We start from the raw sequence: 22991 nt of genomic DNA on the forward strand, positions 1-22991 counted from the left end.
CAGGATTGCTCTGGTGTCTTCGCCGGTGGTGTCCCCTTACCGAGGGTGACCAAGCATGCAAGAAAGCGTGATGCAGCGCATGTGGAACAGTGCCCACCTATCCGGTGGTAACGCTGCCTATGTGGAAGAGCTCTATGAGCTTTACCTGCACGACCCTAACGCTGTGCCAGAAGAATGGCGCACCTACTTTCAGAAGTTGCCAGCAGACGGCAGCTCTGCCACTGATGTATCGCACTCGACCATTCGCGATCATTTCGTGTTGCTGGCCAAAAACCAGCGCCGCGCTCAACCGGTGTCCGCCGGCAGTGTGAGCAGCGAACACGAGAAGAAGCAGGTTGAAGTGCTGCGACTGATCCAGGCATATCGGATGCGTGGCCACCAGGCTGCCCAACTCGATCCGCTGGGCCTGTGGCAGCGCCCTGCGCCTGCGGATCTGTCGATCAATCATTACGGCTTGACCAATGCCGATCTCGATACGACCTTCCGTGCCGGCGACCTGTTCATCGGCAAAGAGGAAGCGAGCCTACGCGAAATTCATGAAGCGTTGCAGCAGACATATTGTCGCACCATCGGCTCCGAGTTCACTCACATCGTGGATTCCGAGCAGCGCAACTGGTTCATGCAGCGTCTCGAGAGTGTTCGTGGCCGTCCGGTGTTCTCGGCTGACATTCAGAGCCACCTGCTCGAGCGTGTTACCGCAGCTGAAGGCCTCGAAAAATACCTGGGCACCAAATACCCGGGCACCAAGCGTTTCGGTCTGGAAGGCGGCGAAAGCCTGATTCCGATGCTCGACGAGCTGATTCAGCGTTCCGGGTCCTATGGCACCAAGGAAGTCGTGATCGGCATGGCCCACCGTGGCCGCCTCAACGTACTGGTGAACACCTTCGGCAAGAATCCTCGCGACCTGTTCGACGAGTTCGAAGGCAAGAAGAAAGTGGAGCTGGGTTCCGGTGACGTCAAATACCACCAGGGCTTCTCTTCCAACGTGATGACCGCAGGCGGTGAGGTCCACCTCGCCATGGCCTTCAACCCGTCTCACCTGGAGATCGTGTCTCCAGTGGTCGAGGGTTCGGTGCGTGCGCGTCAGGATCGTCGCAACGATCCGAACGGCGACAAGGTTCTGCCGATTTCCCTCCACGGCGACGCGGCCTTTGCCGGCCAGGGCGTGGTCATGGAAACCTTCCAGATGTCGCAGACTCGCGGCTTCAAGACGGGCGGCACGATCCACATCGTCATCAACAACCAGGTGGGCTTCACCATCAGCAACCCGCTGGACTCGCGTTCTACCGAGTACGCCACCGACGTTGCCAAGATGATCCAGGCACCGATCCTCCATGTGAATGGGGATGATCCGGAAGCCGTGATGTTCGTGACCCAGTTGGCCATCGATTACCGCATGCAGTTCAAGCGTGACATCGTGATCGATCTGGTCTGCTACCGTCGCCGTGGTCACAACGAAGCTGACGAGCCTAGCGGCACCCAGCCTCTGATGTACCAGCAGATCACCAAGCAGCGCACCACCCGCGAGCTGTATGCCGAGCATCTGATCAAGACCGGCGTTCTCGACGATGCCCGCGTTCAGGCCAAGGTCGACGACTACCGCAGCGCGCTGGACAACGGTCTGCACGTGGTGAAAAGCCTGGTCAAGGAGCCGAACAAGGAATTGTTCGTCGACTGGCGTCCATACCTGGGCCATGCCTGGACTGCGCGTCACGACACCCGCTTCGATCTCAAGACCCTGCAGGAACTGTCCGCCAAGCTCATGGAGCTGCCGGAAGGCTTCGTCGTGCAGCGTCAGGTTCAGAAGATCTACGAAGACCGCCAGAAGATGCAGGCCGGTGGCTTGCCGATCAACTGGGGTTACGCCGAAACCATGGCGTACGCCACACTGGCCTTCGAAGGTCACCCGATCCGCATGACGGGGCAGGACATCGGTCGCGGTACGTTCTCGCACCGTCACGCCGTGCTGCACAACCAGAAAGACGCCGGGACCTATATCCCGTTGCAGAATCTGTACTCCGGTCAGCCACGTTTCGACCTGTACGACTCGTTCCTTTCGGAAGAGGCCGTACTGGCATTCGAATACGGCTATTCGACCACCCAGCCTGATGCACTGGTTATCTGGGAAGCCCAGTTCGGCGACTTCGCCAACGGTGCCCAGGTGGTTGTCGACCAGTTCATCACCAGCGGCGAGCACAAGTGGGGCCGTCTGTGCGGTCTGACCATGCTGTTGCCACATGGCTATGAAGGGCAGGGGCCAGAGCACTCATCGGCCCGTCTGGAGCGTTACCTGCAATTGTGCGCCGAGCACAACATTCAGGTGTGCGTACCGACGACTCCGGCGCAGATCTATCACTTGTTGCGTCGTCAGGTCATCCGTCCGCTGCGCAAGCCGCTGATCGTGCTGACTCCGAAGTCGCTGCTGCGTCACAAGCTGGCTGTTTCGACCCTGGAAGATCTGGCTGAAGGCTCGTTCCAGACCGTCATTCCGGAAATCGATACCCTCGATCCGGCCAAGGTCACGCGTCTGGTGCTGTGCAGCGGCAAGGTTTACTACGACCTGCTGGAAAAACGCCGTGCCGAAGGGCGTGAAGACATCGCCATCGTTCGCCTCGAGCAGCTGTATCCGTTCCCTGAAGATGATTTGATGGAAACCATCGCGCCTTACACCAACCTGCAGCATGTGGTCTGGTGTCAGGAAGAACCGATGAACCAGGGTGCCTGGTACAGCAGTCAACACCACCTGCGTCGCAGCATGGGCAACCACAAACGTGAACTCGTTCTCGAGTACGCCGGTCGTGATGCTTCTGCCGCTCCGGCTTGTGGTTACGCGTCGATGCACGCCGAGCAGCAGGAAAAACTGCTGCAAGATGCCTTCACTGTTTAACGCCTTCGAGCATTAGAAACCGAATTAAGGAATTACAGATAATGGCTATCGAGATTAAAGCCCCCTCTTTCCCGGAATCCGTTGCCGACGGCACCATTTCCAAGTGGTACAAAAAAGAGGGCGATGCGGTTAAGCGTGACGAAATGCTGGTCGATATCGAGACTGACAAGGTTGTCCTCGAAGTGCTGGCCGAAGCTGACGGCGTGATGGGCGCGATCACTAAGGAAGAGGGTGCCATCGTCCTGTCCAACGAGGTGCTCGGGACATTGAATGACGGTGCTACAGCATCTGCTGCTCCGGCACCTGCTGCTGCGCCTGCTTCGGCACCCGCCGCTGCACCGGCTGCATCTGCTGGCGAAGAAGACCCGATTGCTGCGCCTGCTGCGCGTCAACTGGCTGAAGAAAACGGCATCAACCTGGCCAGCCTCAAAGGCACCGGTAAAGACGGCCGTATCACCAAGGAAGACGTGGTTGCTGCCGTTGAAGCGAAGAAATCCGCTCCGGCCGCTGCACCTGCTGCCAAGCCTGCCGCCGCCGCTGCTCCTGTCGTCGCCGCTGGCGATCGCACCGAGAAGCGTGTGCCGATGACCCGCGTGCGTGCAACCGTTGCCAAGCGTCTGGTCGAAGCTCAGTCGAACATGGCGATGCTGACCACGTTCAACGAAGTCGACATGACCGAAGTCATGGCGCTGCGTTCGAAGTACAAGGACCTGTTCGAGAAGTCGCACAACGGCGTACGTCTGGGCTTCATGTCGTTCTTCGTCAAGGCAGCCACCGAGGCGCTGAAACGCTTCCCGGCAGTTAACGCGTCGATCGATGGTTCCGATATCGTTTACCACGGCTATGCCGACGTCGGTGTAGCGGTTTCCAGCGATCGCGGTCTGGTCGTACCGGTTCTGCGTAACGCAGAGCACATGAGCCTGGCTGAAATCGAAGGCGGCATCGCCACCTTCGGCAAGAAAGCCCGCGACGGTAAACTGTCCATCGACGAGATGACCGGCGGTACGTTTACCATCACCAATGGTGGTACTTTCGGTTCGATGATGTCGACGCCGATCGTCAACCCGCCACAGGCTGCAATTCTGGGTATGCACAACATTCTGCAGCGTCCGATGGCGGTCAATGGTCAGGTCGTGATTCGCCCGATGATGTATCTGGCGTTGTCGTACGATCACCGTTTGATCGACGGCAAGGAAGCGGTAACCTTCCTCGTGACCATCAAGAACCTGCTGGAAGATCCGGCTCGTCTGCTGCTGGATATCTGATGGAGTAGCCTCGAGCTGCAAGCTTCAAGCTTCAAGTCAGAAGCGAAAGGCGAGCAGTCGGGGCTGATGTGTTTCACCTAATTCAATAGGTCGCAAGTCGGCCTCGCGATGAAACGCGGACTGACTTGCAGCTTGCAGCTAAAAGCTCGCAGCTATAGAGGAATTCTTTTTTATGTCCCAGAAATTCGACGTGGTAGTGATTGGCGCAGGCCCTGGCGGTTATGTTGCCGCCATCAAGGCTGCGCAACTTGGTCTCAAGACTGCCTGCATCGAGAAGTATCAGGACAAGGAGGGCAAACTGGCCCTCGGCGGTACCTGCCTGAACGTGGGTTGCATTCCTTCCAAGGCACTGCTCGACAGCTCCTGGAAATTCTATGAAGCCAAGAACGGCTTCAGCGTACATGGCATCTCGACCTCTGAACTGAACATCGACGTTCCAGCGATGATCGGCCGCAAGTCGACCATCGTCAAAGGCCTGACCGGCGGCGTCGCCAGCCTGTTCAAAGCTAACGGCGTGACCACTCTGCAGGGCCACGGCAAACTGCTGGCTGGCAAGAAGGTCGAGCTGACCGCTGCCGACGGTACTGTCGAAATCATCGAAGCGGACCATGTGATCCTGGCATCGGGCTCGCGTCCTATCGACATTCCGCCTGCTCCGGTAGACCAGAAAGTCATCGTCGATTCGACCGGTGCTCTTGAATTCCAGCAGGTTCCACAGCGTCTGGGCGTCATCGGCGCTGGCGTGATCGGTCTGGAGCTGGGTTCCGTGTGGGCTCGCCTGGGTGCTCAGGTCACCGTTCTGGAAGCGTTGGAGAAGTTCATTCCGGCCGCTGACGAAGCGGTTTCCAAGGAAGCGCTGAAAACCTTCAACAAGCAGGGCCTGGACATCAAACTGGGCGCTCGCGTGACCGGTTCCAAGGTCGAAGGCGAACAGGTTGTGGTCAGCTACACCGACGCTGCCGGCGAACAGTCGATCACCTTCGACCGTCTGATCGTTGCCGTGGGCCGTCGCCCTGTGACCACCGACCTGCTGGCTTCGGACAGCGGAGTGGATCTGGATGAGCGCGGTTTCATCTACGTTGATGACTACTGCACCACCAGCGTACCGGGCGTATACGCCATCGGTGACGTGGTGCGCGGCCTGATGCTGGCGCACAAGGCCTCGGAAGAGGGCATCATGGTTGTCGAGCGCATCAAGGGCCACAAGGCCCAGATGAACTACAACCTGATCCCGTCGGTTATCTATACCCACCCGGAAATCGCCTGGGTCGGCAAGACCGAGCAGACACTCAAGGCCGAAGGCGTTGAAGTCAATGTCGGTACGTTCCCGTTCGCAGCCAGTGGCCGTGCCATGGCAGCCAACGACACCGGCGGTTTCGTCAAGATCATTGCCGACGCCAAGACCGATCGCGTACTGGGTGTTCACGTTATCGGCCCGAGCGCTGCAGAGCTGGTACAGCAGGGCGCAATCGCGATGGAATTCGGCAGCAGCGCAGAGGACATCGGCATGATGGTCTTCTCGCACCCGACCCTGTCCGAAGCGCTGCATGAAGCTGCACTGGCTGTGAATGGCGGCGCCATCCATATCCAGAATCGCAAGAAACGCTAAGACAACAAGAGAAACCACGGCGCAGTGCCCGTCGTTGGCCTTGCAAGCAGGGCTTACCGCGGAATCTGCGCCGGACTCGACCTCTCAGGCGGCTTCATGAGTGTCCCACGGCACTTGCGGAGTCCACCCGGAGTAGCGGTCACAGGTGGTGCGGCACGCCGACGTGCAGCACCGAATGCGCAGTACCTAAACGAAGACGGTAATAAGCATGAATCTTCACGAGTATCAGGGTAAGCAGCTGTTCGCTGAGTACGGCCTGCCAGTATCCAAGGGTTACGCGGTAGACACCCCGGAAGCAGCAGCAGAAGCCTGCGACAAGATCGGCGGGACCGAGTGGGTCGTCAAAGCCCAGGTTCACGCAGGTGGTCGCGGTAAAGCGGGCGGCGTAAAGCTGGTTCGCAGCAAAGAAGACGCTGCAGCGTTCGCTCAACAGTGGCTGGGCAAGCGCCTGGTGACTTACCAGACTGACGCCAACGGTCAGCCAGTAACCAAGATCCTGGTCGAGTCCTGCACCGACATCGCCAAAGAGCTGTACCTGGGCGCTGTGGTCGATCGTTCCAGCCGTCGTATCGTGTTCATGGCTTCCACCGAAGGTGGCGTGGACATCGAGAAGATCGCTCACGACACTCCTGAAAAGATTCTCAAGGCCACCATCGATCCACTGGTCGGCGCTCAGCCGTTCCAGGGTCGCGATCTGGCATTCCAGCTGGGTCTGGAAGGCAAGCAGGTCACTCAGTTCGCCAAGATCTTCACCGGTCTGGCCAAGCTGTTCCAGGACCATGACCTGGCACTGCTGGAAGTGAACCCGCTGGTGATCAAGGCTGACGGCGATCTGCATTGCCTGGATGCCAAGATCAACATCGACGCCAACGCCATGTACCGTCAGCCAAAGCTGAAGGGCTTCCACGATCCTTCGCAGGACGATCCTCGCGAAGCTCACGCAGCCAAGTTCGAACTGAACTACGTTGCGCTGGAAGGCAACATCGGCTGCATGGTCAACGGTGCCGGTCTGGCCATGGGTACCATGGACATCGTCAACCTGCATGGCGGCAAGCCTGCAAACTTCCTTGACGTTGGCGGCGGTGCCACCAAGGAACGCGTTACCGAAGCGTTCAAGATCATTCTGTCCGACGCCAACGTCGCTGCAGTACTGGTCAACATCTTCGGCGGCATCGTTCGTTGCGACATGATTGCCGAAGGCATCATCGGTGCAGTGAAAGAAGTCGGCGTTAAAATCCCGGTTGTTGTTCGCCTTGAAGGCAACAACGCTGAGCTGGGCGCTAAAGTACTGGCAGAAAGCGGTTTGAACATCATCGCTGCTACCAGCCTGACCGACGCTGCTCAACAAGTTGTCAAAGCCGCGGAGGGCAAGTAATGAGCGTCCTGATCAATAAAGACACCAAGGTTATCTGCCAGGGTTTCACTGGTTCGCAAGGTACCTTCCACTCCGAGCAAGCCATTGCCTACGGCACCAAGATGGTTGGCGGCGTGACACCAGGCAAGGGCGGCACCACGCACCTGAACCTGCCAGTGTTCAACACTGTAAAAGAAGCGGTAGACACCACTGGTGCAACCGCCAGCGTCATCTACGTTCCGGCTCCTTTCTGCAAGGATTCCATCCTTGAAGCAGCGTTCGGCGGCATCAAGCTGATCGTGTGCATCACCGAAGGCATCCCGACCATCGACATGCTGGAAGCCAAGGTCAAGTGCGACGAGCTGGGTGTGGTCCTGATCGGTCCTAACTGCCCAGGCGTCATCACTCCGGGCGAGTGCAAGATCGGCATCATGCCAGGTCACATTCACTTGCCAGGCAAGGTAGGCATCGTGTCGCGTTCCGGCACCCTGACTTACGAAGCTGTGAAGCAGACCACTGACGCCGGTTTCGGTCAGTCCACCTGTGTTGGTATCGGCGGTGACCCGATCCCGGGCTCGAACTTCATCGACATCCTGAAGCTGTTCCAGGAAGACCCGAAGACCGAAGCGATCGTCATGATCGGTGAGATCGGCGGTTCGGCTGAAGAAGAAGCGGCTGCCTACATCAAGGCACACGTGACCAAGCCGGTTGTTTCCTACATCGCTGGTGTGACTGCGCCTCCGGGCAAGCGCATGGGCCATGCCGGTGCAATCATCTCGGGTGGTAAAGGTACTGCAGACGAGAAATTCGCTGCACTGCAGGACGCTGGCGTGAAAACCGTGCGCTCCCTGGCAGACATCGGTAAGGCCCTGGCCGAGCTGACCGGTTGGCCGACCAAGTAAGCCTCGCTTGCTTTTCGGGTAATCGACAAAAGCCACCTTCGGGTGGCTTTTGTTTGGGCGGCTGAAAAAGGCGGCGGGGCGTCCTGGTCCTTTCGTCTATCGATGGTTATTCATCTGCCATTCCTGACGGGTCAACTCCCATATTTGCTCCTGGGTGGTCCCGCAGACAAACTGTGCCTCCTGCATAGCTACAAGGCGCATGCCTTCGCGCCGAGACAGGCGGCAAGACGCTTCATTCAAGGCCGATTTGGCCACACGCAAAACGGGGCGTTTCAGGGTTTCAAACCAGAAACGGTCGATGGCCACGCACACCTCCGACATCAGGCCCAGCCCCTGATATGGTGGGGAGAGCCAGAACCCGCGATTGTTGTCTGGCTCATCCATCATGCACGCGGCACCGATCAGATGATCCTGCTCGCCGCAAAGACGAATCGACCAGTGCCACTCTTCACCGTCCTGCATGGCTGGCAGGGCGTCCTCGCGGATATAACGCAGCGCTTCTCCGTCAGGGTAGGGCCAAGGCACGTGGTGGGTCAGATAACGCACCACTTCCCACTGGTTGAACAGGTGTTGCATCGCCGCGGCGTCTTCAAGCTGCAACGGCCGCAGGACCAGGCGCGGCGTGTACAGGGTCGGCGTGGGTATCGCGCTCAGATGGATGATGTCAGGCATGGAAATAAGCTGCCGGGTATAGAGAGGAGGCCCAATCTATCCGTTAGGAAACGCCTGGTCTGTCAGGCATTTCTGGTTTTACAGCGGCTTTTGCAACTGCCAGTTAAGGGTGCGTCGTCGGGTGGCTCGCCCTGAGACAGTGCATTTTCGAGCGAAGTTGGCTACCCTGTCCGCCGTTTTTGCGTTGCCCTCACGAGGGGCGTTTCGCAAGGTACTGCCACGTCTTACGCCGACGGGCTGCGTCTGCCCCATTCATGGGTGACGTCCCATCCCTTATTTCGATTCCGTGTGGTCCCTCGTAATGAAAGTGTTGAAAGGCCAGGACATCCTGGCACTCGGTTTTATGACATTTGCCCTGTTCGTCGGGGCTGGCAATATCATCTTCCCCCCTATAGTGGGTCTGCAGGCCGGGCCGCATGTCTGGATGGCGGCGCTGGGCTTTCTGGTCACCGCGGTTGGCTTGCCGGTCATTACCGTGATCGCTCTGGCCAGGGTCGGGGGCGCGATGGATGCCCTGAGCAGTCCGATTGGCAAGATCGCCGGCGGGGCGCTCGCTGCCGTCTGCTATCTGGCGGTCGGTCCATTGTTCGCCACTCCGCGTACCGCCACGGTTTCGTTCGAAGTCGGCCTGGCGCCGCTGACCGGCGACACTCCGATGGCGTTGTTCCTCTACAGTCTGGTGTATTTTCTGGTGGTGTTCTGGGTGTCGCTGTACCCGGGGCGCCTGCTCGATACCGTCGGGCGCTTTCTGGCGCCGCTGAAGATCATCGCGCTGGCGGTACTGGGCATCGCGGCATTCGCCTTGCCCGCAGGCGGAATAGGGGAGGCGGAGCCGGCGTACGCCGTAGCGCCGTTTTCCCAGGGCTTCATCAACGGTTACCTGACCATGGATACCCTGGGGGCGCTGGTCTTCGGTATCGTCATCGTCAACGCGATCCGCTCGCGCGGTGTCGAGTCGCCCCGTCTGATCACGCGCTACGCGATCATTGCCGGGCTGATTGCAGGGGTCGGGCTGGCGCTGGTGTATGTCAGCCTGTTTCGCCTAGGCTCCGGCAGCCACTCCGTGGCCGCAGGTGCCAGCAATGGCGCGGCGGTTCTGCATGCGTATGTGCAGCACACCTTCGGTTCGCTGGGCAGCGGTTTTCTTGCCGTGCTGATTTCCCTGGCGTGCCTGGTGACTGCCGTAGGCCTGACCTGTGCCTGCGCCGAATACTTTGCCAAGGTGCTGCCGCTGTCCTACCGAACGCTGGTGATCATCCTCGCCGTGTTCTCGTTGCTGGTGTCCAATCTCGGATTGACCAAACTGATCCAGTTTTCGATTCCGGTGCTCACGGCGATTTATCCGCCGTGCATCGTTCTGGTCGCGCTGAGCTTCTGCAAAGAGCTCTGGCAGAGCCAGGGACGTGTTGTGGCACCTGTGATGCTGGTTTCTCTGGTGTTTGGCCTGATCGATGCGCTGAAGGGTGCCGGTTTTGGCGACGCGCTGCCCGATGTTCTGAGCCATCTGCCGCTGGGTGATCAGGGGCTTGCGTGGCTGGTGCCTGCTGTTGTCACGCTGGCAGTTGCAGTGGTGGTGGACAGGGTAATGGGCAAGCGCAGCGAGGCACTGGCTTGAAGGCCGGGTTTTAGACGATTGCGCAGGCAAAACCGTGTTGCATGAAAAGGCCCGCTATAAGCGGGCCTTTTTAGTTCTGCGAGCGTGTCAGCCTTACTTGGTGGCTGGTGCTGCTTCTGGCGCCTTGTTGGCGTTTTCATTGGTGCGTTGCTGAGCGGCTTCAGCGTTCTTCTGAGCGGCTTCCTGGCTTTCCTTGGCCGCGTCATTCACTTTTTCCTGAGCCTTTTCCATCGACTCCTGGGACTGCTGAGCTGCCTTGTTGGCATCTTGCTGAGTGTTTTCGGACTTTTTGTCACAGGCGGCAAGGCCCAGGGTGGCAGAAAGCATCAAGGCATAGGCTAAAGATTTACGCATGGGGTGTTTCTCCTTATTGATTATTCACGAGCCTAAGAGCCTGCTCCCGAGGGTTAAGTTCCACCCGTGACGACAATAATGGAGGGCGCCGTTTCACGGTCGTTACAGGCTGATGAAAGCGCGCCGATCATCAGCCGTTCCGGCGAGCTCCGAGCAGGCGGGTTCGCCTCGTGCCCGAAGCACGAAACACGCTCCAGGCATCATTGGCTCTTGAAATCCCCGACCCAGCCCCCACCTTGATGACTACCCGCTGTCACACAGGCTGCTGCCTGACCGTGACGGCTTATACCATCCAGATCGGAGTTTGATGATTATGAGTGTGGAAACTCAAAAGGAAACCCTGGGCTTCCAGACCGAGGTAAAGCAACTGCTGCACCTCATGATCCATTCGCTGTATTCCAACAAGGAAATTTTCCTTCGCGAATTGATCTCGAATGCGTCTGACGCGGTCGACAAATTGCGTTTTGAAGCGTTGTCCACGCCCGAGTTGCTGGAAGGCGGCGCGGAGCTGAAAATTCGTGTGAGCTTCGACAAGGACGCGAAGACCGTTACGCTTGAAGACAACGGCATCGGTATGAGCCGTGAAGACGTGATCACCCACCTGGGCACGATCGCCAAGTCCGGCACCGCTGATTTCATGAAAAACCTGTCGGGCGACCAGAAGAAAGATTCGCACCTGATCGGTCAGTTCGGTGTGGGCTTCTACTCGGCGTTCATCGTTGCCGATCAGGTCGAAGTGTTCAGCCGTCGTGCCGGCACGCCAGCGAGCGAAGGCGTGCACTGGTCTTCCAAGGGCGAAGGCGAATTCGAAGTCGCCACCGTCGACAAGGCTGATCGTGGCACCCGTATTGTTCTGCACCTGAAAAACGGTGAAGAGGAATTCGCTGACGGCTACCGCTTGCGTAACATCATCAAGAAATACTCCGACCATATCGCCTTGCCGATCGAACTGCCTAAAGAGCAGGCTCCGGCAGCCGAAGGTGAGGAGGCACCGGCGCTGGAGTGGGAAACCGTCAACCGCGCCAGCGCACTCTGGACCCGTCCGCGCACCGAGGTGAAGGACGAGGAGTACCAGGAATTCTACAAGCACGTCGCACACGACTACGAGAACCCGCTGAGCTGGAGCCATAACAAGGTCGAAGGCAAGCTGGAATACACCTCGCTGCTGTACGTGCCTGCGCGTGCGCCGTTCGATCTGTATCAGCGTGAAGCACCGCGTGGTCTCAAGCTCTACGTGCAGCGCGTGTTCGTGATGGATCAGGCCGAGTCGTTCCTGCCGCTGTACATGCGCTTCGTCAAGGGCGTGGTCGACTCCAATGACCTGTCGCTGAACGTTTCCCGCGAAATTCTGCAGAAAGACCCGATCATCGATTCGATGAAGTCGGCGCTGACCAAGCGCGTGCTGGACATGCTGGAGAAGCTGGCGAAAAACGAACCTGAGAAGTACAAGGGCTTCTGGAAAAACTTCGGTCAGGTCCTCAAGGAAGGTCCGGCAGAAGACTTCGCCAACAAAGAAAAAATCGCCGGTCTGCTGCGTTTCGCATCGACGTCCGACGACAGCGGCGAACAGAGCGTTTCTCTGGCCGAGTACCTGGCGCGTGCCAAGGAAGGTCAGGACAAGATCTACTACCTCACTGGCGAATCCTACGCACAGGTCAAGAACAGTCCGCACCTTGAAGTCTTCCGCAAGAAGGGCATCGAAGTGCTGTTGCTCACCGATCGTATCGACGAGTGGCTGATGAGCTACCTGAGCGACTTCGATGGCAAGGGCTTTGTGGATGTGGCGCGTGGTGACCTGGATCTGGGCAATCTTGACTCCGAAGAGGACAAGAAGGCTCAGGAAGAGATCGCCAAGGACAAGGAAGGCCTGATCGAACGCCTGAAAGCCGCCCTGGGCGATTCGGTGAGCGAAGTGCGGGTTTCCCATCGTCTGACCGATTCGCCTGCGATTCTGGCCATTGGCGAGCAGGATATGGGGCTGCAGATGCGTCAGATTCTGGAAGCCAGCGGTCAGAAGGTGCCGGACTCCAAGCCGATCTTCGAATTCAACCCTGCCCACCCATTGATCGGCAAGCTCGATGCCGAACAGAGCGAAGACCGCTTCGGCGATCTGTCGCACATCCTGTTCGATCAGGCCGCACTGGCCGCTGGTGACAGCCTCAAGGATCCGGCCGCTTACGTGCGCCGTTTGAACAAGTTGCTGGTAGAACTGTCGGTTTGATAGCCGGTTGACAAGAAACCCGCCTCGGCGGTTTTTTTGTTTCAGTTCCCGCGACACGTCCTTCATCTCTCCAACGATCAGGAGTCAGTAATGAGCAGCAATATCGAAATTCGTTCTGTGATCTATCAGATTGATGGTCAGCCTTATGAAAGCCGTCTGGTGTACGACACCAGTGCTACTGCTGCACAGCCAGGTCTGCTGATGGCGCCCAACTGGATGGGTGTCAGCAAGGGTGCCGAAGACATCGCCAAAGCGGTCGCAGCCCAGGGCTATGTAGTGTTGCTGGCTGACCTGTATGGTCAGCAGATTCGCCCCGGTAACAATGACGAGGCGGGCGCTGCCATGACGCCGCTCAAGAACGATCGCGGCCTGCTGCGCAGGCGTATGCAGGCAGGACTCGACCAGTTGTTGGGCCAGGGCGGTGCGTCTCTGGACTCAGGCAAAATCGCAACCTTCGGCTTCTGCTTCGGCGGCTGCTGCTCTCTGGAGCTTGCGCGTACCGGTGCCGAACTGAAAGCCGCGATCTCCTTCCACGGCACGCTGGACACACCCAACCCGGCGGACGCCAAAAACATCAAGGGCTCGGTGCTGGTCCTGCACGGCGCTTCTGACCCATTGGTGCCGAAAGAGCAACTACCAGCTTTCGAAGACGAGATGAACGCCGCTGGCGTGGACTGGCAGCTGTACAGCTATGGCGGCGCATTCCATTCCTTCACCGATCCGCACGCCAACGTGCCGGGCATGATGATGTACGACGCCAAAGTGTCGAAACGCGCGTTCAAGTCGATGCATGATTTGCTGAAAGAAGTGTTCGACTGAAGGAACAACGATCTTCCCCTAAGGCATGCCGGATGACACTACCGTTCCGTGGGCATGCCGTTCCGGACGCTCTGCGTCCTCTTGCGACGCAGAGCGTCGTGAACTGCACTCCCACCCTGGAGCGTGAGGATCGAGAGGTGTTCTGAAGATCCATCGTCCACGCAGATATACCGAAGAGCACTAGCCACGTTTTTCCGACCCACAAAAAAGGCGCCTCGAAAGGCGCCTTCTTTGTTTGTGGCAAAAGCAGTATTACTTGCCTGCCCAGCGCTTCAATACCAGCGTGGCGTTGGTGCCACCGAAACCGAAGCTGTTGCTCATGACCAGATCGAGCTTGGCGTCTTCCTTGGTTTTGAGCAGGATCGGCATGTCGGCAACCACCGGGTCCAGCTCTTCGATGTTGGCCGAACCTGCGATGAAGTTGTTCTCCATCATCAGCAGGCAGTAGATCGCTTCGTGGACACCTGCGGCGCCTAGCGAGTGGCCCGACAGGCTCTTGGTGGAGCTGATCGCCGGAGCGTTGGCGCCGAATACTTCGCGCACACCTTCCATTTCCTTGGCGTCGCCGACCGGGGTCGAGGTGCCGTGGGTGTTGATGTAGTCAATGGCGCCGGAGTCGATGTCGCCCAAGGCCATCTTCATGCAACGAATGGCACCTTCACCGCTGGGTGCGACCATGTCGTAGCCATCGGAGGTCGCGCCGTAACCGACGATTTCTGCGTAGATCTTCGCGCCACGCGCCAGAGCGTGTTCGAGTTCTTCGACCACCACCATGCCGCCACCACCGGCAATGACGAAGCCGTCACGCTTGGCGTCGTAGGCACGCGAGGCTTTTTCCGGGGTTTCGTTGTACTGGGTGGACAGTGCGCCCATCGCGTCGAACAGGAACGACTGGCTCCAGTGCTCTTCTTCGCCGCCACCGGCAAAGACGATGTCCTGCTTGCCCAGCTGGATCTGCTCGACAGCGTTGCCGATGCAGTGTGCGCTGGTGGCGCAGGCGGACGAGATGGAGTAGTTCACACCCTTGATCTTGAACGGCGTGGCCAGGCAGGCAGAAACGGTGCTGCCCATTGTCCGCGTGACGCGGTAAGGGCCGACGCGCTTGACGCCTTTCTCGCGCAGGGTATCCAGCGCTTCCATCTGGTTCAGGGTCGAGGCGCCGCCGCTACCGGCGATCAGGCCGGTACGCACGTTGGAAACCTGCTCGTCGGTCAAGCCCGAATCGGTGATGGCGTCTTTCATCGCCAGGTAGGCATAGGCTGCCGCATGGCCGACGAAGCGGAAGATTTTGCGATCGATCAATTCTTCCAGATTCAGGTCGATGGAGCCGGAAACCTGGCTGCGCAGACCCATTTCGGCATATTCCGGGTTGAAGCGGATGCCAGGGCGGTTAGCACGCAGGTTAGCGGTGACGGTCTCTTTGTCATTGCCCAAGCAGGAAACAATACCCAGACCAGTGATAACGACGCGGCGCATGCGAGTACCCTTAGAAATTTTCAGTGGAAGTGAACACGCCGACCCGGAGGCCTTCGGCGGTATAGATTTCGCGACCGTCGACACTCACTGAACCGTCGGCGATGGCCAGGTTCAGCTTGCCCTTAAGGACGCGCTTGATGTGGATGTTGTAAGTGACTTTTTTAGCGGTAGGCAGAACCTGACCGAAAAACTTCACTTCGCCTGAACCCAGGGCACGGCCACGGCCGGGATTGCCCTGCCAGCCAAGATAGAAGCCAACCAGCTGCCACATGGCGTCGAGGCCCAGGCATCCAGGCATGACCGGATCACCTTCGAAGTGGCAGGCAAAGAACCACAGGTCCGGATTGATATCCAGTTCGGCGACCAACTCACCTTTGCCGAACTTGCCGCCCTCATCGCTGATGTGCGTGATGCGATCAACCATCAGCATGTTGGGGGCGGGCAGTTGCGCGTTACCTGGGCCGAACAGCTCGCCACGACTGCAGCGCAGCAGGTCTTCCCGGGTAAAGGCGTGTTGTTTGGTCATGCGAGCTCCTCAATAATCTTGTGCGGCAGGTTGTGGCGCCACTGGCCCGAACGCCAGTCCTGGCGCTAATTTCGCCAGGACCCTGTCCGGCAGCCTACTCATAGACTGTTGCGTTGTAATGAAAGTCACAGCGCAGGTGAAATCAAGGTACACCTGTACACTGAATTTTGTCATTCAGCCGATTTTGCTGGCCGATCTGGATGCCAAGACTGCCGCAATTTAACATTTATCGCCAGTCACAGGTGCTTCAAAGGACAGCCAGCGCTGCAAAACCTGCTGTAAATCAGCATGTTTGAACGGTTTGGGCAGGTAATCATCCATCCCTGCCTGCAAACAGGCGTCCCGATCACCCTGTAACGCGTTGGCCGTCAGGGCAATGATTGGGATTCGTTCCAGCCCGGAAAGTTGCCTGATTCGACGGGTGGCCTCATAGCCATCCATGACCGGCAGTCGGCAATCCATAAGAATCAGCGCGTGATTGCCTGCGCTTGCCTTCGCCACTGCTTCGGCACCGTCGACAGCGATGTCGACCTCGCACCCCAGATTACGCAACATGGCCTGCACCACGGTGCGGTTCACCGGGTTGTCTTCGACCAGCAAGATGCTGCGCTCCCGGCCATGTGCGTCGAGTATCGACAGCGGCTTGGCAATAGCCACCGAAGCGTCGCGCGAGACGGGCAGGGGGATCTGCAGCGTGAACAACGAGCCTGACCCTTCCTCGCTCTCGGCGTGCAAGGTACCGCCCATGCGTTCGGCCAGGGTCCGCGCAATCGGCAGCCCCAGCCCCGTGCCGCCGTAACGTCTGGAAATAGAGCTGTCGGCCTGCTTGAACGCATCGAACATCGATTCCAGTCGCTCGGCGTCGATACCGATGCCGCTGTCCTGTACCGCACAGCTAAAGTGCAGCAGCTCATCGTCGAGCATTGCCCACTTGGCGTCGACGCAGACCTTGCCTTGCTCGGTGAATTTAAGCGCGTTGCCGATCAGGTTCACCAGAATCTGGCGGATGCGGGTCGGGTCACCGATGACGTTCAAGGTCTCCAGGCCTGGCTGAATGTGCAGTTCCAGCAGCAGATGGCGTTGCGCGGCGCTGTGGTTGAAGGCGTGGGTCGAGGCGCTGACCAGTTCAGCCAGGTTGAACGGTATGCCTTCCATCTGCAGAGCATCACGCTCGATGCGGGAAAAGTCGAGGATATCGTTGATGACCCGCAGCAGATGCTCGGTGGATTCGGTTGCCAGCGTCGCGTATTCGCTCTGCTCGTGGGTCATGTGCGTGGTTTCCAGCAACTGCAGCATGCCCAATACGCCGTTCATGGGCGTACGCAGCTCGTGACTCATCATGGCCAGGAAGTCCGATTTGGCGCGGTTGGCCTGTTCGGCTTCTTCCCGGGTCTGGATCAGCTGGGCTACAGAGCGCTGCTGCTCGAGGCTGGCGCGGTGCAGGTTCTCAGCCAGGTTGTTGATGTGCCGCGCCAGCGCGCCCAGCTCGGCGTCGTCGCTGACCGGCATGGGCGTGTGGTAATCGCCCTGTTGAATCGCCTTGAGCGCTTCGCCCATATCGCTGATGGGTCTGGACAGGCTCAAGGCCAGGCCGCGCGCCAGCAGAAAGGCGAACAGCAAGGCGACCATCGCCAGGACGCCAGCCTTGAGCAGTATCTCCTGCTGACGTCGGCTGAATGCTTCGCTGGACATGCCTACCAGCACCCGCCCCAGATAACTCTGTGAAGCGCCCTGCGCGGGTTGGCTTTTTCCTGGGGCAGGCGTGCCGGGATTGCCGTGAATGGTGGTGCGCTGCGGTTGAACGGGAGCCAGGAACACTTCCATCTGCCGGGTCTGCTGCTCGTTGTCGCGCGGCTGGTCTATGTAGATCACGGCGGTATTGGAGCTGTCCTGAATTTCCACATAGCGAACGCTGGGCATGGACAGGGTGGCGCGCATCAACGCCTTGAGCCCCTCGATATCGCCCGTGGTCACGCCCGGCTCGACAGCGGTCGCCAACTGATTGGCGATCAGCTGCCCGGTGTGATTGAGCTCCTGACGCAGGTCCTGGATACGCACGAAGGTAAAAAAACTGATCAGCAAAGCCGTCAGCAACAGGGCAGGGCCAAGGCTGATGATCTGCGTGCGGGTATTGATGTCCCAGTGCCGAAACTTCATCGGCTGTGCGCCTCGCGCGCAAGGCACGGCGGAGGTAGTTCGATTGATGCGTCCATGCCTGTTCGCCCGGTGGTCGCGAATTGGTCCGGCTGCACAAGGCAATGCCGGCCATCGTGATGATTCATGCTGTGCGCGCATGTTAACCGAGATGGCGCGTGTTTCCAGCGAACTTGTTGATGGATGCCGCCAAGAGTGCGTAACAGATCAGCTTTGTCGCTGGCTGATAACGTGTTGCTCCGTATAATGACGACATCGCCACTTGAATGGCTCTGGATGGATAGTTTTATGACCACACAGCAACCCGTCGCGGTGCTTGGCGGTGGCAGCTTCGGTACGGCCATTGCCAATCTGCTGGCCGAGAACGGCCATCAGGTTCGTCAGTGGATGCGCGATCCGGAGCAGGCTGAGGCCATTCGCGTCAATCGTGAAAACCCCCGTTATCTCAAGGGCATCAGGATTCGCCCTGAAGTCGAGCCGGTCACCGACCTGACGGCGGTGCTCGACGCAAGCGAACTGATCTTCGTCGCCTTGCCGTCGAGTGCCTTGCGCTCGGTGCTGTCGCCTCACGTCGAGCGCCTCAATGGCAAGATGCTGGTGAGCCTGACCAAGGGTATCGAAGCGCAAAGCTTCAAACTGATGAGTCAGATCCTCGAAGAGATCGTCCCGCAGGCGCGTATCGGCGTATTGTCCGGGCCCAACCTGGCGCGGGAAATCGCCGAGCATGCGTTGACCGCGACGGTGGTTGCCAGCGAAGACGAAGCGCTGTGTCAGGAGGTTCAGGCTGCGTTGCACGGGCGCACCTTTCGTGTCTATGCCAGTAATGACCGGTTTGGCGTCGAGCTGGGCGGGGCACTGAAGAACGTCTACGCAATTATTGCCGGCATGGCGGTGGCGCTGGACATGGGCGAAAACACCAAGAGCATGCTGATCACCCGGGCGCTGGCGGAAATGACCCGTTTTGCGGTCAGCCAGGGCGCCAACCCGATGACCTTTCTCGGCCTGGCCGGGGTGGGCGATCTCATCGTCACCTGTTCCTCGCCGAAAAGCCGCAACTATCAGGTCGGTTTTGCCCTGGGCCAGGGGCTGACGCTGGAAGAAGCGGTCACGCGCCTGGGCGAAGTGGCCGAGGGCGTGAACACCCTCAAGGTGCTCAAGGTCAAAGCGCAGGAAGTGCAGGTGTATATGCCATTGGTCGCCGGGTTGCATGCGATTCTTTTTGAAGGCCGTACGCTCAGCCAGGTCATCGAGGCGCTGATGCGGGCCGAGCCCAAGACGGACGTCGATTTCATTTCGATTACCGGCTTTAATTGAATTCAGTCTGATCAGGAGAAGGTCTTGAACGAGTCGAAAATCCAGCACAACGAATCGATCCTGCTGCGCATTCTTTGGATGCTGCTGTTTCTGGGCGTATGGCACGTCGCCCAGATCATTCTGGCGGGCGTGGTGCTGGTGCAATTGGTCTACCGCCTGATTTACGGTGCGCCGAATGGTGGCCTGATGAACTTCGGCGACAGCATCAGCCAGTACCTGGCGCAGATCGGTCGTTTCGGGACGTTTCACAGCGACCACAAACCCTGGCCTTTCGGCGACTGGCCAGCGCCGCGCGCGCCCGAAGGCGAGGCGCCCCATCATGTCCCGCCAGCGGCTCAACCGGTGCGCGATGAGGAGCCAAAGCCATGAAGGTCTGGGTATTGCGTCATGGCGAAGCGCAGTCGCGGGCGCGCAGCGATGCCGAGCGCGAGTTGACTGCACACGGGCGTGAGGAAGTGCTGAAAAGTGCGCTGCAACTGACGGACAAGCCCGTACAACGGATCATCGCCAGCCCCTATGTGCGTGCACAACAGACTGCCGAGCTGGTGCGTCAGTCGTTGGCATTCGATGACTCGATCGTCACCGCGCCCTGGCTTACACCCGACAGCAGCCCGCGTGAGGTGCTGGCGCAACTGGACAAGCTGGGTGTCGATGAAGTGCTGCTGGTCAGCCATCAGCCTCTGGTGGGCGAACTGATCGGGGTACTGGCGCACGGCAGTCCGCAACAGGCCGAGCCGATGAGCACGGCCAGTCTTGCCGAGCTGGAAGGCGAGTTCGTAGTGGCAGGCGGCATGCGCCTCAACAGCGTCAGGCACGTCTGAACGGCCTGTGCGCGCAATGAATGACCGCAGCGAATGCGGCTCTCCCTGGAAAAGGATTCAGCATGAGCATATGGCGTCAGGCTCCCGATATCGAAGCCCTTATGGCGGCTCAAAAAAACACCATCGGCGAAGTGCTGGATATTCGTTTCGAAGCATTCACCGATGACTCTCTGACAGCCAGCATGGTGGTCGATCAACGTACCCATCAGCCTTTCGGGCTGCTGCATGGCGGTGCATCCGTGGTCCTGGCCGAGTCGCTGGGGTCGATGGCCAGTTACCTGATCGTCGACCCGAGCAAGTATTTCTGCGTCGGGCTGGAGGTCAACGCCAACCATTTGCGTGGTGTGCGTAGCGGACGAGTCACCGGTGTGGTCAGGCCCGTGCATATAGGCCGGACCACCCATGTATGGGACATCCGCATCAGCAACGACGAAGGCAAGCCAAGCTGCATTTCGCGCTTGACGGTGGCCGTCGTACCGCATGGCAAAGAGCCTCCAGTCAATTGAGTGTTTTCAGCTATTAAGGGCGCGTTCTCAGGTCCGGTTTGGCCGTTGTGAGAGGGTCTCTTTTCTCTTAGTGTCTGAATGTTCCCTGGAGGGAACATTCATTCTCAGGAGGATTGATGATGACTGAAGAAAAGCCAGCCTCACCCGGGGAGAGCCCTGCGCCTGAACACACGGTTGCGTCTGAAACGCCTGCTCTGCCGGACAGTCCACCGTCCTTTGTCGGGGTGCTTACCGGTCAACCGATATCTGCTGCAACTCCGCCTGCAGCGAAGGCTCCACCGCAACACGGTGAATTGAATCTGGAAAAGCGCTTGAAGGCGGTCTATGCGGATAATCTGATGACCTCGGCCGAATTCATGGCCTTGCGTGATGATGCCGACATGCTGTTCGACAAGTTGAAGGTCCAGTTTCCCGACAATGGCGCCCTCGCGCTATTCCAGCCGTTGTCGGATGTCGCGGTACAAGCCATGCAGTTAGCCATCCTGGATTTCAGAAAAGCCAAGCCCTCTGCTGAGGCCAAGGCCCTTGCCAAACAGTCTTTTGGTTTTCAGGTCGCCTACATAAAGGCTTGCCTGGACCGGTTCACCCAGGCTTTATAAGCCTTCACGCCGCTCCGACTGCCGTATCGGGTAATCCTGATGGCCGGAGTGACACCTGCGATGGCGGTTCCAGTCATTGCCGATCCGCGGAGCAACTTGGCACAATCGTGACTCGCCCGCCCATGGAAGTATTGGCATGTCGCAACCCGTGTTCTTTGCTCACGCCAATGGCTTCCCTTCGGCGACGTACAGCAAGCTGTTTTGCGCATTGGCACCGGAATTTTCGGTGGCCCATCTTGAGCAACACGCCCATGATCCGCGTTTTCCGGTGGATGACAATTGGCTGAATCTGGTGGATGAGTTGCTTCACCATCTGCGTGAGCAGCCGGGCCCGGTGTGGGGGGTAGGGCACTCGCTCGGTGGCGTGTTGCATCTGCATGCCGCATTGCGCTGCCCGGAACTCTACCGGGGCGTGGTGATGCTCGACTCACCGGTGCTGGGGCTGGCTGACCAGTTGTTCATACGCGCCGCCAAGCGTCTGGGCTTTATCGACCGCATCACGCCAGCGGGTCGCACCCTGGGCCGTCGTGAGGCGTTTGACGATCTGCCGTCGGCACGCGCCTATTTCTCGGGCAAGACCCTGTTCAGCCGCTTCGATCCCGACTGCCTGACCGCATACCTGCAACATGGTCTGCGTGAGGACGGCGGGCAGTGGCGGCTGCGTTTCGACCCGGCCATCGAGATCAGCATATACCGCAGCATCCCGCACACCAGCCCCGTGCCGTCCCGGCAACTCAAGGTGCCTCTGGCCATGGTGCGCGGCAAACACAGCCGGGTGATCATGCCTCATCATGGCTATCTGGCCCGACGCGTGCGCGAAGGCGAATACCTGTCCATGCCCGGAGGGCACATGTTTCCCCTTGAACGACCGGATGAAACCGCATTGCTGCTCAAGACGCTGCTGGCTCGCTGGGACGCGCGCAGCGCCTCAAGGGCGACGGCGTGACGTTTGCTGTGGAGGAGGTCCGTTTCGATCTGGGGCATATCGAACTGGCGGCTCATCTTTACGGCCCCGAAGACGGCCGGCCGATGATTGCCGTGCATGGCTGGCTCGACAACGCCAACAGCTTTGCCCGCCTGGCACCGCGACTGGAGGGCCTGCGCATCGTAGCGCTCGATCTGGCCGGGCATGGTCATTCAGAGCATCGGCCTGCCGGGGCGTGCTATGCGCTGGCCGACTACGTGTTCGACGTGCTGCAGGTCGCCGAGCAATTGGGCTGGCAGCGCTTCGCACTGATGGGCCATTCGCTGGGCGCGATCATTTCGGTATTGCTGGCCGGGTCATTGCCGGAGCGGGTCACGCGGCTGGCCCTGATCGATGGTTTGATTCCCTTGACCTGCGACCCTGAATCCGCCGCCGAGCGGATGGGCTCCGCCCTGCAGGCGCAGCTCAGGCTGTCGGGCAAGAAAAAGCCGGTTTACGAGGATCAGCAACGTGCTGTCAAGGCGCGTATGAAGGGCGTCGGGCCTGTCAGTCGCGAGGCTGCCGAATTACTCGCCCAGCGCGGCCTGATGCCGGTACCCGGTGGCTATACCTGGCGCAGCGACAGCCGCCTGACATTGCCGTCTGCGATTCGTCTTACACATCAGCAGGCGATGTCTTTCGTAAACGCTATCCGTTGCCCGACGCAACTGCTGGTCGCTACAGGCGGCATGCTGGCGAAAAACCAGCTCGTGCTGTCCGGGCTGCCTTTCGACGTCGTGCAGCTTGAAGGCGGTCATCATCTGCACCTGGACGACGAGCAGGGTGCGAGCGCTGTTGCACACTGTATCAATCGCTTCTTCGCTGCTTCTTGACTTGAGCCCTGCAACTGCCGACGCTGGACGGGTTGAAACAGGAGTCAACCGTGATGGATCAATCCGCAGCCTCTGGTGACCGCCTCGCTGGCGATCTTTT

The 22991-nt window shown here is 59.2% G+C and carries 20 protein-coding genes; 15 read left to right on the forward strand and 5 right to left on the reverse strand.

Features of this window, described 5'->3' with window-relative positions; genetic code table 11:
• The first annotated feature begins 55 nt into the window (after nt 1–55).
• The 5 genes from LIX91_RS17290 to sucD all read left to right on the forward strand — a co-directional run bounded on the left by LIX91_RS17290 (nt 56) and on the right by sucD (nt 8017).
• On the forward strand, nt 56–2887 hold the full coding sequence (locus tag LIX91_RS17290; RefSeq protein ID WP_003366703.1) for a 2-oxoglutarate dehydrogenase E1 component: 2832 nt from the start codon (nt 56–58) through the stop codon (nt 2885–2887).
• 41 nt (nt 2888–2928) lie between these two features.
• A complete protein-coding gene (gene odhB, locus LIX91_RS17295; protein ID WP_003419915.1) occupies nt 2929–4152 on the forward strand; it encodes a 2-oxoglutarate dehydrogenase complex dihydrolipoyllysine-residue succinyltransferase in 1224 nt (407 codons plus the stop codon).
• 172 nt (nt 4153–4324) lie between these two features.
• Nucleotides 4325–5761 (forward strand): dihydrolipoyl dehydrogenase, encoded by a 1437-nt coding sequence (gene lpdA, locus LIX91_RS17300; protein ID WP_003409846.1) that lies wholly within the window; start codon nt 4325–4327, stop codon nt 5759–5761.
• A gap of 208 nt (nt 5762–5969) precedes the next feature.
• Nucleotides 5970–7136, forward strand: a complete 1167-nt coding sequence (gene sucC, locus LIX91_RS17305) for an ADP-forming succinate--CoA ligase subunit beta (protein ID WP_003316561.1) — start codon at nt 5970–5972, stop codon at nt 7134–7136.
• On the forward strand, nt 7136–8017 hold the full coding sequence (sucD, locus tag LIX91_RS17310) for a succinate--CoA ligase subunit alpha (protein ID WP_003316562.1): 882 nt from the start codon (nt 7136–7138) through the stop codon (nt 8015–8017). Before sucC ends, sucD begins: the two co-directional genes overlap by 1 nt.
• Before the next feature lie 96 nt (nt 8018–8113).
• Here the strand turns inward: sucD and LIX91_RS17315 are convergent, their stop codons facing one another.
• Entirely contained in the window at nt 8114–8689 is a 576-nt protein-coding gene (locus tag LIX91_RS17315; protein ID WP_100072598.1) for a GNAT family N-acetyltransferase, read from the reverse strand.
• A gap of 301 nt (nt 8690–8990) precedes the next feature.
• On the opposite strand from LIX91_RS17315, the gene brnQ reads away from it, so the two are divergent.
• Nucleotides 8991–10304, forward strand: coding sequence for a branched-chain amino acid transport system II carrier protein (gene brnQ, locus LIX91_RS17320; protein WP_100072597.1), 1314 nt, complete (start codon nt 8991–8993; stop codon nt 10302–10304).
• A gap of 93 nt (nt 10305–10397) precedes the next feature.
• On the opposite strand, the gene LIX91_RS17325 is transcribed toward brnQ, so the two are convergent.
• Nucleotides 10398–10658: a lipoprotein gene (locus tag LIX91_RS17325; RefSeq protein ID WP_002552985.1), complete on the reverse strand. Its 261-nt coding sequence runs from the start codon at nt 10656–10658 to the stop codon at nt 10398–10400.
• Between the two features lie 313 nt (nt 10659–10971).
• Here LIX91_RS17325 and htpG point away from each other — a divergent pair, with 313 nt between their 5' ends.
• Nucleotides 10972–12879: a molecular chaperone HtpG gene (gene htpG, locus LIX91_RS17330; RefSeq protein WP_004410339.1), complete on the forward strand. Its 1908-nt coding sequence runs from the start codon at nt 10972–10974 to the stop codon at nt 12877–12879.
• 90 nt (nt 12880–12969) lie between these two features.
• Nucleotides 12970–13698: a dienelactone hydrolase family protein gene (locus LIX91_RS17335; RefSeq protein WP_100072596.1), complete on the forward strand. Its 729-nt coding sequence runs from the start codon at nt 12970–12972 to the stop codon at nt 13696–13698.
• Nucleotides 13699–13950: 252 nt separating this feature from the next.
• Here LIX91_RS17335 and fabB read toward each other — a convergent pair whose 3' ends face one another.
• The 3 genes from fabB to LIX91_RS17350 all read right to left on the reverse strand — a co-directional run bounded on the left by fabB (nt 13951) and on the right by LIX91_RS17350 (nt 17857).
• Nucleotides 13951–15174: a beta-ketoacyl-ACP synthase I gene (fabB, locus tag LIX91_RS17340; RefSeq protein WP_046236875.1), complete on the reverse strand. Its 1224-nt coding sequence runs from the start codon at nt 15172–15174 to the stop codon at nt 13951–13953.
• A gap of 10 nt (nt 15175–15184) precedes the next feature.
• Nucleotides 15185–15700, reverse strand: coding sequence for a 3-hydroxyacyl-[acyl-carrier-protein] dehydratase FabA (fabA, locus tag LIX91_RS17345; RefSeq protein ID WP_003316569.1), 516 nt, complete (start codon nt 15698–15700; stop codon nt 15185–15187).
• 219 nt (nt 15701–15919) lie between these two features.
• A complete protein-coding gene (locus tag LIX91_RS17350) occupies nt 15920–17857 on the reverse strand; it encodes an ATP-binding protein (protein ID WP_226488853.1) in 1938 nt (645 codons plus the stop codon).
• A gap of 285 nt (nt 17858–18142) precedes the next feature.
• Here LIX91_RS17350 and LIX91_RS17355 point away from each other — a divergent pair, with 285 nt between their 5' ends.
• The 7 genes from LIX91_RS17355 to LIX91_RS17385 all read left to right on the forward strand — a co-directional run bounded on the left by LIX91_RS17355 (nt 18143) and on the right by LIX91_RS17385 (nt 22891).
• Nucleotides 18143–19168, forward strand: a complete 1026-nt coding sequence (locus LIX91_RS17355) for an NAD(P)H-dependent glycerol-3-phosphate dehydrogenase (RefSeq protein ID WP_003419927.1) — start codon at nt 18143–18145, stop codon at nt 19166–19168.
• 78 nt (nt 19169–19246) lie between these two features.
• Nucleotides 19247–19537, forward strand: a complete 291-nt coding sequence (locus LIX91_RS17360; protein WP_229636555.1) for a DUF4389 domain-containing protein — start codon at nt 19247–19249, stop codon at nt 19535–19537.
• Nucleotides 19534–19989 (forward strand): phosphohistidine phosphatase SixA, encoded by a 456-nt coding sequence (sixA, locus tag LIX91_RS17365; RefSeq protein WP_003419928.1) that lies wholly within the window; start codon nt 19534–19536, stop codon nt 19987–19989. The genes LIX91_RS17360 and sixA overlap by 4 nt, the downstream gene beginning before the upstream one ends.
• A gap of 62 nt (nt 19990–20051) precedes the next feature.
• A complete protein-coding gene (locus LIX91_RS17370; protein WP_004410366.1) occupies nt 20052–20495 on the forward strand; it encodes a hotdog fold thioesterase in 444 nt (147 codons plus the stop codon).
• A 116-nt stretch (nt 20496–20611) separates the two neighbouring features.
• Entirely contained in the window at nt 20612–21094 is a 483-nt protein-coding gene (locus tag LIX91_RS17375; protein ID WP_100072594.1) for a hypothetical protein, read from the forward strand.
• A 136-nt stretch (nt 21095–21230) separates the two neighbouring features.
• Entirely contained in the window at nt 21231–22040 is an 810-nt protein-coding gene (locus LIX91_RS17380) for an alpha/beta fold hydrolase (protein ID WP_226488854.1), read from the forward strand.
• Entirely contained in the window at nt 22037–22891 is an 855-nt protein-coding gene (locus LIX91_RS17385; protein WP_226488855.1) for an alpha/beta fold hydrolase, read from the forward strand. The genes LIX91_RS17380 and LIX91_RS17385 overlap by 4 nt, the downstream gene beginning before the upstream one ends.
• The last annotated feature ends 100 nt before the right edge of the window (nt 22892–22991 follow it).

The sequence above is a fragment of the Pseudomonas sp. B20 genome (assembly GCF_020515755.1).
Classification (GTDB): Bacteria; Pseudomonadota; Gammaproteobacteria; order Pseudomonadales; family Pseudomonadaceae; genus Aquipseudomonas; species Aquipseudomonas syringae.